The sequence below is a fragment of the Streptosporangium sp. NPDC048886 genome (genome assembly GCF_055586905.1).
Genome location: NZ_JBVJHH010000029.1, coordinates 14,143 through 27,316, shown reverse-complemented (window position 1 = coordinate 27,316; position 13,174 = coordinate 14,143). Strand labels below are relative to the sequence as shown.

General features: G+C 73.9%; 8 protein-coding genes. All 8 read right to left on the bottom strand.

Features of this window, described 5'->3' with window-relative positions; all coding sequences use genetic code 11:
• Nucleotides 1-148 precede the first annotated feature (148 nt).
• A complete protein-coding gene (locus ACZ6R6_RS31365; RefSeq protein WP_470099421.1) occupies nucleotides 149-1,867 on the bottom strand; it encodes a hypothetical protein in 1,719 nt (572 codons plus the stop codon).
• Between the two features lie 78 nt (nucleotides 1,868-1,945).
• Entirely contained in the window at nucleotides 1,946-3,385 is a 1,440-nt protein-coding gene (locus ACZ6R6_RS31360) for a hypothetical protein (protein WP_470099419.1), read from the bottom strand.
• A 77-nt stretch (nucleotides 3,386-3,462) separates the two neighbouring features.
• Nucleotides 3,463-3,855 carry a (deoxy)nucleoside triphosphate pyrophosphohydrolase gene (locus tag ACZ6R6_RS31355; RefSeq protein ID WP_470099417.1) on the bottom strand — a complete coding sequence of 131 codons (393 nt, stop codon included), beginning with the start codon at nucleotides 3,853-3,855 and terminating at the stop codon, nucleotides 3,463-3,465.
• A gap of 14 nt (nucleotides 3,856-3,869) precedes the next feature.
• Entirely contained in the window at nucleotides 3,870-4,955 is a 1,086-nt protein-coding gene (locus ACZ6R6_RS31350; RefSeq protein ID WP_470099415.1) for a C40 family peptidase, read from the bottom strand.
• Nucleotides 4,952-5,623, bottom strand: a complete 672-nt coding sequence (locus tag ACZ6R6_RS31345) for a hypothetical protein (protein WP_470099413.1) — start codon at nucleotides 5,621-5,623, stop codon at nucleotides 4,952-4,954. Before ACZ6R6_RS31345 ends, ACZ6R6_RS31350 begins: the two co-directional genes overlap by 4 nt.
• Before the next feature lie 2 nt (nucleotides 5,624-5,625).
• On the bottom strand, nucleotides 5,626-8,067 hold the full coding sequence (locus ACZ6R6_RS31340) for a type IV secretion system protein (RefSeq protein ID WP_470099411.1): 2,442 nt from the start codon (nucleotides 8,065-8,067) through the stop codon (nucleotides 5,626-5,628).
• Complete coding sequence (locus ACZ6R6_RS31335) at nucleotides 8,064-10,556, bottom strand: ATP-binding protein (protein ID WP_470099409.1); 2,493 nt, start codon at nucleotides 10,554-10,556, stop codon at nucleotides 8,064-8,066. The genes ACZ6R6_RS31340 and ACZ6R6_RS31335 overlap by 4 nt, the downstream gene beginning before the upstream one ends.
• A 117-nt stretch (nucleotides 10,557-10,673) precedes the next feature.
• Nucleotides 10,674-13,172 (bottom strand): TcpE family conjugal transfer membrane protein, encoded by a 2,499-nt coding sequence (locus ACZ6R6_RS31330; protein ID WP_470099407.1) that lies wholly within the window; start codon nucleotides 13,170-13,172, stop codon nucleotides 10,674-10,676.
• Nucleotides 13,173-13,174: the final 2 nt, after the last annotated feature.

Below are 13,174 nucleotides of genomic sequence, written 5' to 3'. Positions count from 1 at the left end.
CCTCCCGCCGCCCGCTCGCCCGCCCCGGGACTCGGCGTCCCGGCGTGCCGGAACGGGACGGGTGGCCGGTTCCGGCGGCCACGGCGTGATCGGGCGGCGGGGGCGCGCCGGCGCCGTCACTTGCCGGCGCCGTCACTTGCCGATGCCGTCACTTGGAGCGGCGGAACAGCCCGCGCCTCTTCTTTCCGCTCTCCTGACCGGGCAGGGGGTAGACCGCCGTGGCGGTGGGCTCGGCGGGCGGCGGGCCGATGAGGGGCTCCTGGCCGGGGAACGGCCCCCGGCCCGGGTCACCGGCGTGCGGCGGCTCCAGCGGGAACGGCGCGCCGGGGAACTCACCGGGCCCCTGCGGGACGGCCGGGCCGCCCGGGAGGCCGGGGCCGCCCTGAGGACCGGGGCCGCTCTGGAGGCCGGGACCGCCCGGGAACGGCGGGCCGTCCGGGTGGAAGGGCTCGGCGCCGTGCGGGGGCGGACCGCCCTGGGGGAGGCCGCCGGGCGCGCCGGGGAGGAGGTCGTCGGGCCGGCCCGGCCGCGGGTGGTCGCGGAACTGGTCCGGGCCGGGAGGGAACGGCTCCTGGGCGTGGCTGCGGACGTACGGCGGTTCCTGCGGGAACGGCGCGCCGGGGAACTCACCGGGCCCCTGCGGGACGGCCGGGCCGCCCGGGAGGCCGGGACCGCCCTGAGGACCGGGGCCGCCCTGAGGACCGGGGCCGCCCTGAGGACCGGGGCCGCCCGGGAACGGCGGACCGTCCTGGGGGAAGTCTCCCGGGAGGCCGTACGGCGCGGTGCCGTGGAAGGGGGCCTCCGGCCCCGTCGGCCCGTAGGGCGCCTGCCCCTGCGGGTGCTCCACGTAGCCGACGGGCTGCCGGCCGTGGCCCTGCGGCTGGTCGTAACCGGGCTGGAACTGGTCATGGCCCGGCTGCGGCGGGTAGGCCGTGGACTGCTCGTACGCCTGGGGATACTGCTCCGGCGCGTACTCCTCCGGATAGGCCGGGGCGTACATCTGCATGGGGACGAAGCTGATTATCGGGGCGTAGGCCGTACCGCTCTGGTAGGTGCCGTGCGGGAAGCCGGGCGCGGGTCCGTAGCCGGGGCCGATCGGGTAGCCCATCGGGCCCATGGCGTCGCCCCGCTGGTGGCCCAGGGCGCGGGGGCCGGCGCGGCGGATGGCCGCGGCGTGGGCCAGGCGGCGCAGCCTGCCCTCGAAGATCAGCACGGCGAACAGCACCAGCAGCACGAGGATCAGCGCCGGGATGGCGAGCTGGCCGCTCAGCGTGGCGCTGTCGAACTCGGAGTTGGCGTTGCGGATCTCGTAGGGCACCGGGGCCGGCGTGGTGTCCTCGAACGTCGGGGCGTTGGTCGGCGCGGGCGTGGCCGTGGGGAGCCCGGTCGGACTCTGCTCCGTGGTGGGGAAGACGACCTCCGACTCCGTCTCCTCGGGCGTCGGCGGCTGCGTGCCGACGACGGGAGGCGGCTCGATGGGGGCCGTGCTCGACGGGGTCGGGACGACCGGCGGGGCGGTCGTCGCCGGCGGAGCCGTGGTCTTGGGAGGCTTCGGGGTCGGCGTCTTCGGGGGGACGGTGACCGTGGTGGTCACCGTCTTCTGCGGCACCGGAGTGGTCGGCGGCGGCGACTCCTGCCCGGGGTCCTCGGTGACCGTGACGGTGACGACCGGCGTGGGCTCCTCGCACGGCCCCGCCGGATCGGCGTCACAGCCCGGGATCTCGGAGGGGTCGGCGGCGACCAGGCGGGTGGCCGCGTCGGCCGGGGCGGAGGTGGTGAAGGGCGCCGCGGCCAGCAGCAGCGCGCCGCTCAGCCCCAAGGACATGACAACGGCGGAGACGGCCGCCGTACGCCGTGATCGCGTCACCGGTGCCCTCCGCGAATTTCCCATACAGACTGAGTCAAGGAAAATACTAGTTGGGCAAAAGTAACAGCAAAGCGCTTTTTACAACACAGGTCGCGACTCGCGCCGCCGCTGGACCTTCATCTGCAGCCAGAGCAGCCCCAGCAGGCCCCCGATCGCGGTGCCCACCGCGGGCAGTCCCCGCATCCCGGTCAGGAGCGGACCCGAATCTGCGACCGGCCCGATCTCCCGGCCCGGCCCGTCGACGTCCCGGGGCAGCGGCGCGCCCAGGGGCTGCGAGTCCGTCGTGACCGACGGCGGCGGCGACGCGGCCGGCGCGGCCAGCGGCATCCGGAGGTTGGGGTCGTCCCACACCTGGAGCGGCTGCCCCGGCGCCTGCGGCATCGGCGCCGACAGCTGCGGCATCTCTCCCATCAGCTGGGGCATCTGCCCGGCCTCGGCCAGATCCGCCGGGCGCCGCGACACCGTTTCCGCCATGGCGGCCGCGGCCTCCTCCCGCCCGGCCCGCCGCGCCGCCGCTCGCTCCCGCGGGAGCGAGCCGGCGGACGCCCCGCCCCGCTCCGGCGCGGCGCTCGGGGTGCCGGAGACCTCCGGCCCGGCCTGTCCGGTCCTGGATCCTTCGGACACAGCGGCGCTCCCCCGAGGCGCGGGGGCCTCCTCCAGGGTCATCCGCATGCCCTCCCCGCCCCTCAGCCGCGGGTCCGGCGGCACCGCCAGCGTCCCGGGCTCCCCCAGAACCTGCGGCGCCGCGAGCGCCGGCGGGTTCAGCGGTGCGACCGGCTCCGGCAGGCTCTGCGGGATCTGGGGAGCCTGCCCCGGGTCCGCGGGGCCGTGCGACGTCACCGGCGAGGCGGGCGGTGTGGACGGCCGGTCCGCGGCCGTCGCGGCACCGGCCGGCCCGTCCTGTCCCGCTCCCTCCGCGCTCCCCGACGCCCCCGCGGGGCTGCCGGGAGGCAGGGGGGGCACGTTCGGGGCGGGCCGGGGCAGGACGGGGTCGGCCCTGACGACCTGCGCCGCCTTCATGATCTCGGCGATCCTGGAGGCCGGATTCTCGATCGTGGTCCGGGCCGTGTGCGTGATCCACACGCCGTCGCGGTTGCGCATCCGGGCCACCGCGGTCAGCTCGATGTCCTCGTCCTGGTCCGGCATCGTGAGCAGCACGTCAACCGACCTGCGCGTGTCGACCACCCCGAGGGAGCACATCTGGGCGCCGCCGCCGGGCGGCACCTGGGCGCCGGCCTCCTGCGGGCACTCGATGCTTCTGAGCGCCTCGGCGGGCGTGGTCTCCACCGCCAGCCGCGCGTCGGTGCCGGACCCCTCCAGCCACACCCGGAACCGGATCACGTCGTCGGCGCGGACCCACTGCGACCAGGAGTTGAGCTCGTCGGCCTCGGCCGCCTCGGCGGGGAACGTGGCGGGGTCGTCCGCCCCGACCGCGTATACGGCCGGTCCTCCGCCCAGCACGAGCGCCCCCGTCCCCACGGCCGACACGACCCGGGCACGCTGCCACCATCCGGTCACCGCACTTCTCCGATCCCCCGATACGGACGTACGCCAACAACACATCCCGCTATTGTTATGTCACAATGCGTAGCCGCTCAACCCTCGCGGAGCTGACCTTGTACGGCGCGCACGATCGGCAGGTCCGCGGGCAGCCACGGCACGTCATACAGCTCGTCCATGGGCAGCCAGCGCAGGTCCAGATGCTCCTTGGCCTCCGGCTCGCCCTCCACGATCTCCGCCAGCCACACCCGGAGCACGTAACCGCTCGACAGCGGCCAGTCGCCGCCGACCTGCGCCCCGGCCTCGACCAGGACGCCGAGCTCCTCCTGGCACTCCCGGATCAGCGCCGTCTGATCGTCTTCCCCCGGGTCGACCTTTCCACCGGGCAGCTCCCAGCCACCGGCGAGTTCGGGAGGCTCGGCGCGCTGGGCGGCGAGCAACCTGCCGCTGCCGTCGACGATCGCGGCTCCCACAACGACCTTGTCCATGGCCCTCGATTCTGTCAGCCCTGCTCCTTCAATCTGAGCTGTGCGAGAACATCCGGGTTCTGCAGCGGCCGGGTGAACCCCACGATGCCGATGCGGTCCCGATAGGTGGTGACCTTGATCGGCCCGCACAGCCGGCACCTCGCCTCGACCATCTTGCCCGGCGAGACCACCATTCCCACGTGACCGGGCCGGTCGATCCCGGTGCCCGGCCCCGAGTTGAAGAAGACCAGATCCCCGGCCTGCTCGTCGCCCGGTGCGATCTTCACGCCGAAGGGCCACTGGCCGAAGGTCGTGCGCGGGATGGTCAGGCCGACGCTCCGGTAGGCCATGTAGATGATCCCCGAGCAGTCGAAGGCGTCCGGTCCGGTGCCGCCCCACAGGTACGGCTTGCCGCGCTGGGCCAGCGCGTAGTCCAGGATCCCGGCGACCGTCTCGGTGGGCGCCGCCGCCACCAGAGGCTCGTCGCAGGCCGCCTCCGCCTCCGGCGGGACGCTGACCGCGCCGTCCTTGGCGTACTTCTCGGCGATCTCCATGACCTGGTCGACGTACCACCAGGCCCGGTTGTAGACGAACAGCGAACGCCGCACGTCCTCCGGCGCGCCGTTGCGCTTGAGCATCTTCGCCGCGCCCAGGATGGCGTCGGCCGGGTTGTAGACGTCGGCCCAGCCGTCGCCGTCGCCGTCGGAGGCGTAGCCGTTGAACTGCGACGGAATCTTGATCTTCGCCTTGCCGCCCCAGGTGCCGATCAGGAACTGCATCGGCCCGGCCGCCCCGGCGTAGTTGGTGCCGCTGCGCACCCCGGGGAGCGTGGAGCGCCCGTGGTCGGTCTCCCGCTTGCCCACCCCGGCGAGCACGTTCCACTGCACGCCGATCTTCTCGGCGTGCTTGCGGTACAGCTTCAGGTAGTCCGCCGGGATGTCCGAGCCCGCGGCCTCGGACTGCTCGCCCGCGGCCCTGGAGACCTCATCGCAGTCGGGCAGCCCGCCGCCGGTGAGGGAGGGGAAGGTGCTCATCATCATCATCGGCGCCAGGACCAGGGTGAGCAGGCAGAGCCCCGCGACGGCGATGATGAGGACGAGGCGGACCCGCTTGCCCGTCATCCGCTCTCCCCACTCTGCGCGGACCCGTCGTCGCCGTCCTGGCCTTCGTCGGCCGGCTGCAGATCGTGGACCCGCCAGTCGGCCCCGACCTCGATGAGCGTGACGGCGTAGTCCTCGGTCCGCTTCTTCGGCCCGCTCTTGGCGGTGACGTCCTGGGTGCCGGTGACCACGAACACCACCGAGGTGTTCTGGATCTGCCGGATCTCCTTCACCCGCGCCGTGCCGACGGAGACGACCTCGTCGGCGCGGTTGGCCTCGACGCTGCCCGGGGAGGTGACCGTGCGCAGCAGCACGTCGGCGAACTCGGTCGTGGTGTATCCCCTGAGCCGGTCCCCGTAGACCGCCGGGTCCTCGTCGTATCTGAACGTGCCGTACTCGGCGGTGAACCGCTGGGCGTAGTCGGCGGCGGCGGCCAGCTCCTGCTTGGTCATCGGCAGATAGGAGTAGACGTCGAAGGGCGCGTTGCTGGCCGTCGCCGACGGCCGGGGCGGCTCGGCGCTCACCGCCGCCTGCGATCCGGGCACCGTACGGCTCACGCCCACCGGGTCGGGCTGAGGCCGCCCCTCGTCATCGGAGTCCGGCCACATGGTCAGATAGATCCCGACCGCGGCCAGCATCATGACCAGCACCGCGAAGACCAGCCCCCGACGGCTGCCCCCTTCGACCATCGTCAGTCCTTGTCGGGGTTGGACGCGCGGAGCCAGAAGGGCGCGGCCGTCTCATCGGTCCCTCCGCCCCGCTCGGACCGGCTGGGCAGCCAGAGCGGGGGCGCCTCGGACGACCTGTCCGTGCGCCCGCCGTTCCCCGACCTGCCGGATCCGCCGAAGATGCCGCCCCCCGACCCCGAGGAGTCGCGGGAGCCGCCGAAGATGCCGCCGCCGGATCCCGAGGAGCTCCGGGAGCCGCCGCGGGGCGCGGAGCCCGAGCCGGAACCGTTGCGCGATCCCGAGCCGCGCGGCTCCGAAGCGCGCGAGCCGGAGTCCCAGCGCCGGGAGCCGCCGCCGGGACCGAAGACGCTCCCGCCCGACCGCCCGCCGCCCGACGAGGACGCCGGCGACCCGCCGGAGGAGGGAGCGGAGGACCGGCCGCCGGAGGAGGCCGGGGAGGACCCGCCCGCCGGTCCGCCCTGCGGGGCCCAGCCGCCGGAGCGGCCGCTGAACCAGCCGCCCCCGCCACCGCGGGTGGAGCCCCCGGAGCCGGAACGGGCCGGGGCGGCGCCGCCCGCGGTGGCGCCGCCCGGCGCGGCGCCGCCGGAGAGGTTGAGCGGCGGCGCCGCGCCGGCGCGCGCCGCGGTGACCGGCCGGCCGGTGGCCTTGCGCCGCGTGCCCGTCTGGGCGTCGGTGTCCAGCGGCGCGGGCTGCGCGCCGGCCGGGACCCGGGCGCCGGAGGGCGTGTTCGCCGCCGAGCCGCCCTCCTCCCCGCGGACCTTGCCCTGGGCGACCGCCGCGGCCGCCGTCGCGACCGAGGCGCCGCCGGCGAGCGCGGCCGCCTGCAGCACGGGCTCCGCCTTGCGCATGCCCCAGCGGCCCACCCGGGCCGCCGCGACCGGCGGCAGCACGCCCGCCGCGCGCTGCAGGGTCGGCGCGGAGGCCGCGTCGCCCAGCATCCGGGTGGTGAGCGTGTGCCCGTCCATGGAGGCGAACAGGTGCTGGAACGGCCGACGGTAGAAGAAGACCGCGATCGTCAGCAGGGCCATGAACATGACCTGCATGCCCCACGGCATCGCCGTGGAGATGATCAGGGCGTAGCCGTACACCAGGACGCCCAGGACCAGCGTCAGCACCGCCTGCCTGAGCAGGGTGCCGACCACCATCTCCACCCAGCGCATCGCGATGATCCGGCCGGACCCCGGATGCACGCCGATCAGCAGGAAGACCGGCGCGAGGATCAGCAGCAGCAGGAACCCGACCTTGAGCACCAGCAGCGAGACGGCCACCAGGAAGATCAGCAGTCCGGCGACCATCGCGGCCAGCAGCGCGCCGATCGCGATGCCCAGCCTGTTTGTCCAATCCTTTCCCTGGAAGAGGAAGAAGATCGGCGTGTTCTCCAGCTTGTCGGCGACCTCCGCCTCGTATCGTGCCTGATGGGCGCTGACGTTCGGGATTTGCGTCGCCCGCAGCTCGGTCTCGTCGATGGCCTGGACGTCCAGCAACTTGGCGGCGTATGCCGCCACCTGGGGCGCCGCCGGGTCGGCGGTGCCGAACTCGCCCATCAGCCACGGCTTGCAGATCAGGGTGGACCAGAGCGCCTCGGCGTTCTGTTCGACCCCCGGGACGCCGGTCTGGCCGTAACCACCGGACTTCATCTGGGGATTGGTGTCACCCTTGGCAGGAACGCAGGACGTCCCACCCGCGCCGGGCAGCCCGGAGAAGGCGGAGTTGACGACCTCACTGGTCTTGTCGGTGACCAGCTTGCCCATGCCGGTGAAGTCGCCGGGGCGGCTGAAGAACCAGACCGCGACGGTGACCGCGAGGACCATCCAGATGACGCCCTCGGCGGTCGTGGTCGCGCGTTTGCGGATCAGGCCGTACCAGGCCAGCCAGATGGCGCCGAGGATCACGATCGGCCGCAGGTACGGCCAGTACATCGCGTTGGACAGGCTGATCACGATGTCGTCGACGACATCCTTGATCGACTCCAGCGGGCCCTCGGTGGCCGCGGCCTGATAGGTCGTGATGGTCAGCCGGTCGAGCGCCTTGGCCCACGAGAAGATCGTGTTGGCCATCGTGTTGCCCATCACCGCCGCGACGTCGTCGCAGCCGAGCTGGTGGGTGTGCCAGAACTGGCCGCTCATGCCGTAGGTGGCGTAGTTGCCCTGGGGGGCCGGGGCGGAGGTCGGCGCCGGCGCGGCCGGCGTCTCCGGTCTGGCCGCCCCCGCCCCCGCCGTCTCCGGGGCCGGCGGCTTGAGCAGGCCGTCCACGCCCGAGCCGACGACCTCGGGAGCCAGGTCCGGCGAGAGGTCGCAGGGAGCGGCGGCGACGGCGGTGGACGTGCCCGCCGGCGACAGCAGCGGGAGCGCGAGAAACGCGGCCAGCGCCACCAGCGCGATGACGATCCGCCTGCGTAGTCGTCCCTTGCGGGAGTTGTTCAGCCCCTTGCGGGAGCCCTTCATGACCGCACCTCCAGCGCCGCAGCCCCCGGCCTACTGACTCTGTCGCCCCCGGAAAGATCATGCACGTTCTCGCCCGGTTTGTCGTGGGTCGGATTCGTATCGAGCCACCGCACCAGCTCGTCGGAGATGAGGTCCACCCCTATACGGCCCGCACGACCGTCCAGATCCCGGAAGACGCACTCGCCGTTGCCCAGCGAGCGCAGGATCGCCTTGTGCTCCTCCGAGGGCTCCACCCCGAGCAGCGCCATCACGTGCTCCACCTCGACCCGCTCGGTCGAGCGGAAGGCGAATACCGACGACAGGCAGTTCGTCACCTGCTCGTTCAGCAGGTCGCCGGCGTTCTGCGAGACCAGCACCAGGGCGGTGTTGCGGGAGCGGCCCATCCGGCTGACCTCGGGCACCAGCTTGGCGCCCTCCGGCGTGGAGGTGATGGCCCAGGCCTCGTCCAGGAAGATCGCCTTGGGGGTCCGCCGGTCGAGGCCGTTCATCAGGCCCCGGGCGAACTGGGCGACCAGGTAGAGCAGCGCCACCGACAGCCGCTGCTCGTAGGAGTAGTCGTCACGGCCGGTGGAGGCGTCCGGGAGGGTCAGACCGCCGAGGGTGAAGACCGTGGTCCAGCCCTCGGTGTCGATCTGGTCGCCTCCCGAGGGGTCGAAGCAGAGCCGGGCCAGGTGCATCTCCGACATCGAGCGGAGCACGGCGCCCAGGTTCTTGGAGGCGGCGTCCTCGGTCTGCTCCAGGAAGTCGACGACCTTGCCCAGCGAGGGGTCCACACCGTTGGAGACCGCCGCGACCGCCTGGATCATCGCCGACTCGCGCTCCTCCGACATACGCGGGAGCAGCAGCCGCAGGGTCTCGCTGGCCATCGTCTTCTTGGCCGCGATGTCCTCGCCGAAGGAGAACGGGTCGAGCAGGCCCGGCGCGGCCGAGCCGAGCGGGATGACCCGCGCCTTCCGGCCCCGCCGCTGCAGCAGCTGGACCAGGGAGTCGGCGTCGCCCTTGGGGTCGATGACCGCGACCGTCACGCCGCGCAACGCCATCTGGTAGATCATCAGCAGGGCGAGCGTGGTCTTGCCGCCGCCGGGCTCGCCGGTGATCGCGATGGCCGTCGGCCGGTTGCGCGTGGCCGCCACCAGCGGGTCGAAGTGCACGATGCTCCGGGCCCGGCCCAGGGTCTCCCCGACGTAGGGGCCCATCCAGCCGGCGTTGGCCTCGTCCGCCCGGTCGCCCAGGTCGACGGTGGCGGTCGCCATCCCGCCGGCGATGGTGCGCAGCGGCTGCCGCTGCGCGTAGGCGTTGACCCGGACCCGCTCGCCCGGCAGTGCCTCGCAGAACAGCGAGAACTGGTCGCCGGTGGAGTTGACGATGTCGATGCCCAGGTCGCGGTAGTGCTCCACGACCGCCTCGACCCGCTGTATGCAGATCTCCTCCGTCGGAGCGGCCACGATCAATCGGTGCCAGCCGTACACGAAGGGCAGGCGCTCCTTGGTGATGCCGTGCTCCAGCATGCGGGCCGCGTCGATCTGCTCGGCCAGCGCCAGCGGCGCCTCGGCGCCCGCCTCCCGGATGTGGATGTCCATGTCACGGGCGTGGGCGAGCTTGCGCGCCACGTCCTTGCTGGCCTTGACCGGCGAGATCAGCCGCATCCTCGAACTGATCTCCACCGGGAAGGGCAGCTGGTCGGCGAAGTGCATCCACGGCTCGCCGTCGGGGAAGGGCATCAGGTCGGGGAACCGGGCGAAGGACAGGTGCGCGACGTAGGAGTCGCCGTCGGGCTGCTCGATCCGGAGCAGCGACCTGCCGTTGTGGATCTGCCCTTCGACGAGGGACTCGATCTCGCCCTGGCCCCAGCGCCGCTTGGGGCTGGCCGAGGCGGGCGGATCGCCGAGCGAGCCGGTCGCGGCGTGCTGGAAGAGCCAGGCGATCTCGGTGGAGGTGGCGTGCCGGGCGTACAGGGCGCTGGCGGACAGGGCCCGGCCCAGCCGCTCCGCCTGCTCCGACCACTTGGCGATCTCCGCCTTGGGGACATGGTCGTCGTCGATGCCCAGGACCTTCTCGCTGCGCTGGTAGAGGCCGAAGAGCTGGGACAGCACCCCGGTGCCGAGCTGCCTGCCGCGCGCGCCGAGCCGTACGCCGAGATAGACCTCCTTGCTCCAGAAGTCCTTCGCCCAGACGTGCCGGTACATCTCCTCGAGGTAGTCGCGCCAGCCGGGGCCCTCGTCGGAGGTGGCGTTCAGCGCCATGGCCCACTCGGCCGCCGGGTAGGTGCGGTGCGCCACCCGTAGGTGCACCTCGGCGTCCGGCATCCGGATCGCCGCCAGGGCGATCGTGATGTTGGTGACCAGCGCCTCCCGTTCCTCGGGGGTGATGAACTCGTAACTCACGGTCGGCAACCGGAAGTAGGCCCAGACCGACGAGTCGGTCAGCAGGATCCGGTCATCGAAATATCGGACGGCGAGACGACTGCGTGCCCGCGAGGCGCGGCTCACACGACCTCCTTCACCGGCCGCGTGGCCGGACCCCTGTGACCGGCGGCTCGCCCGCCACGCTCGCTCACGTGCCCACCTCGTTACGCCCGTTCACCACGTCTCCTCGCGCCCGGGGGATCACTGGGCCAATTCCTCCTCGCTGGGTCGGACCGCCTGCGCCGCTCCGAAACCCGCCACCACGACGCCGGCCAGCGCGAGATACGCCCGGCGGCCCGGCGCCCGCAGGTGCGACGGCTCCACCCGCTCGGACCGGCCGGGGGCCAGCTCGTCCTCCCAGGGCACCCGCACGATCGCCCGGCACCGGCCGCGCGCGACGGCCTCGGCCTGCTCCACGTCGCCCATGCTGCGGCGGCTCACCCCGTTGACGACCATGATCGCGCGTCGGCGGAGGTCGGCGCAGCCGTGGCCGTCGAGCCACTCGTAGGTCATGGCCACCGCGTCCGGGCCGTCCTCGCTGGCCGGCACGACCAGGACGAGCTGGTCGGCGTAGGGCAGCACCCGCGCGGCCAGCGCCGCCGCCGGGTCCATGACGATCAGCTTGTAGTGCCGGTCCAGCATGTCCATCGTCTGGCTGAGCCGCCGGTCGGAGAAGAGCGTGCGGTCGGAGAGCCGCTGCTCGGCGCCGGAGTCGCTGTCGCCGGCGATGACTTCGAGGCCGGAGGCGCAGCGGCTGGTGTAGGCGCGCATGCCCAGATAGCCGTGGACGTTGTCGAGGCCGGCCAGCAGGGAGGTCAGGGTCTCGGGCGACTCTCCCTGGATCCGGCTGGACAGGGCGTGGATGCCGATGTTGGCGTCGACCGCGAGCACCCGGTCCTCGCGGTATCGGGCGAGGGTGTGGCCGAGCATGAGGGCGGTCGTGGTCTGCCCGGCGCCGCCGGTGCAGCCCAGCACCACCACCCGGCGGCTGCCGGCGAACACCGCCCTGGTCCGTGCCTCGTCGATCTCCGATCCGTCCGTACGGCCCGTGCCGCCGGGCCCGATGACCACCTGGGCCAGCCGTCGCCAGCCTCCCGAGGAGTCGCGGCCGACGACCGACTCCACCCGGCGCACCCTGGCCTCGCCATGGGTGGGCCTGGGCACCGGCACCGCGGGCGCCACCGGGTCGGCCTTGGCCTCGGCCCCGGACGGGACCGCCCGGATCGACACGCCCGCCGACGCCCCCGCGGGCCGGTCCTGCTGCCATGTCCTCGGCGCCTCGGCGGACTGCCCCATCGGCGCCGGCTGCCCCTTGCGGTGCCTGGTCCACAGGCCGTTGTCGGCCTCCGCCGCCGCGTCGCCCGCCTTCACCTCCGGTCCGGCGGGCCGCCGGACCGGGGCGGGCCCGATGAACCGCGGCTCGGCGGGAGCATGCTCGGCGGGGCCCGCCGCGGCCGCGGGCCGCTCGACCGGCGTGGGCCGCTCGGGCAGCACAGGCCGGCCGGGCCGCTCGACCGGCGTGGGCCGCCCGGCGGGATCGGCGGTCGTGGACCGCCCGGCGACCTCCTCGGCGGGCGTGGGCCCGGTGGGAGCGGCCGAGGCGGCGGACCGCTCCACGGCCTCCTCGGCGGGCGTGGACCGCTCGACCGGCGTGGGCCGCCCGGCGGGGTCGGCCGGGGCCGCGGACCGCTCCACGGCCTCCTCGGCGGTCATGGACCGCTCGGCGGGCTCCTCGGCGGCCGTGGGCCGCTCGGGGAGCCGGCTTGCGGCCCTGGGGGCGGCCGCGGGCCGCTCGGCGGGAGCGGTGGAGGCGGTGTCCGCCTGAGCTCCGTCCCGGCCGGTCCCGGCCGGAGCGGGACGCTCGGACTCGGCCGAGGCGGCGAGCCTGCGCAGCCGCCGCAACGCCTCGGTGCCGATCGGCGCGACCGGATCGGCGGGAGCGTGCTCGGGCGGGGAGAGCGGCGCGGCCTGGGCCGCCGGAGCGGGGTCGGCCGGGATCTTGACCAGTGCGGCGGCGGCCGCGGGCGGCGGAGCGAGGGAGACCCGCTCGACCGGCTCCGCCGGAGCTGAGGCGGCCCGCGTCATCGAAGAGGAGGCGGGAGCGGCCGCCACGGGCGCCTCGGCGGAGACCGCCTGCCCGAGGGCCGGAGCGGCGCCCCGGCGAGGCGTGCGCGCGCCCCAGGCGATGCGTTCGCGGGCGACCGGAGCGGCCGCCGCCGCCGCGGCGGCGGCGGCCACCGCGGGACGGACCTCGCGGGAGGACGCCGCGCGCTTGGGCTGGGCGTGCCGGGCCCTGCGGGAGACCTTGGCCCGGGCCGGTGCGGCCTGCCCGGGCGCGGCCCGCCAGATCCGGCCGGTGAGGCTGATCTCCGAGGGCTCGGCGGTGGGGGCCATCCGGCACCAGGTGCGCGGCTCACCCACGTAACGCACCTGCGACTGGAGCAGCTCGGTGAGCCTCTTGCTCTCGATCACCGGCCTGGTGGAGAGCCAGGTGACGATGCCGGGCGGCACGAGGTAGACCACGTGCCAGGGCGCGTCGAAGGGCAGGCCCAGCAGGTAGAGCACCAGTGACCAGGGCACCACCACGCCCACGAACACACCGATCCAGACAATCGGAAGCGGCATCGGCAGCCGTAGGTCGTACAGCTTGTAGAGCCGTTTCTCGATCCGCCAGATATTGGTATACGTGGGCAGGTCCACAC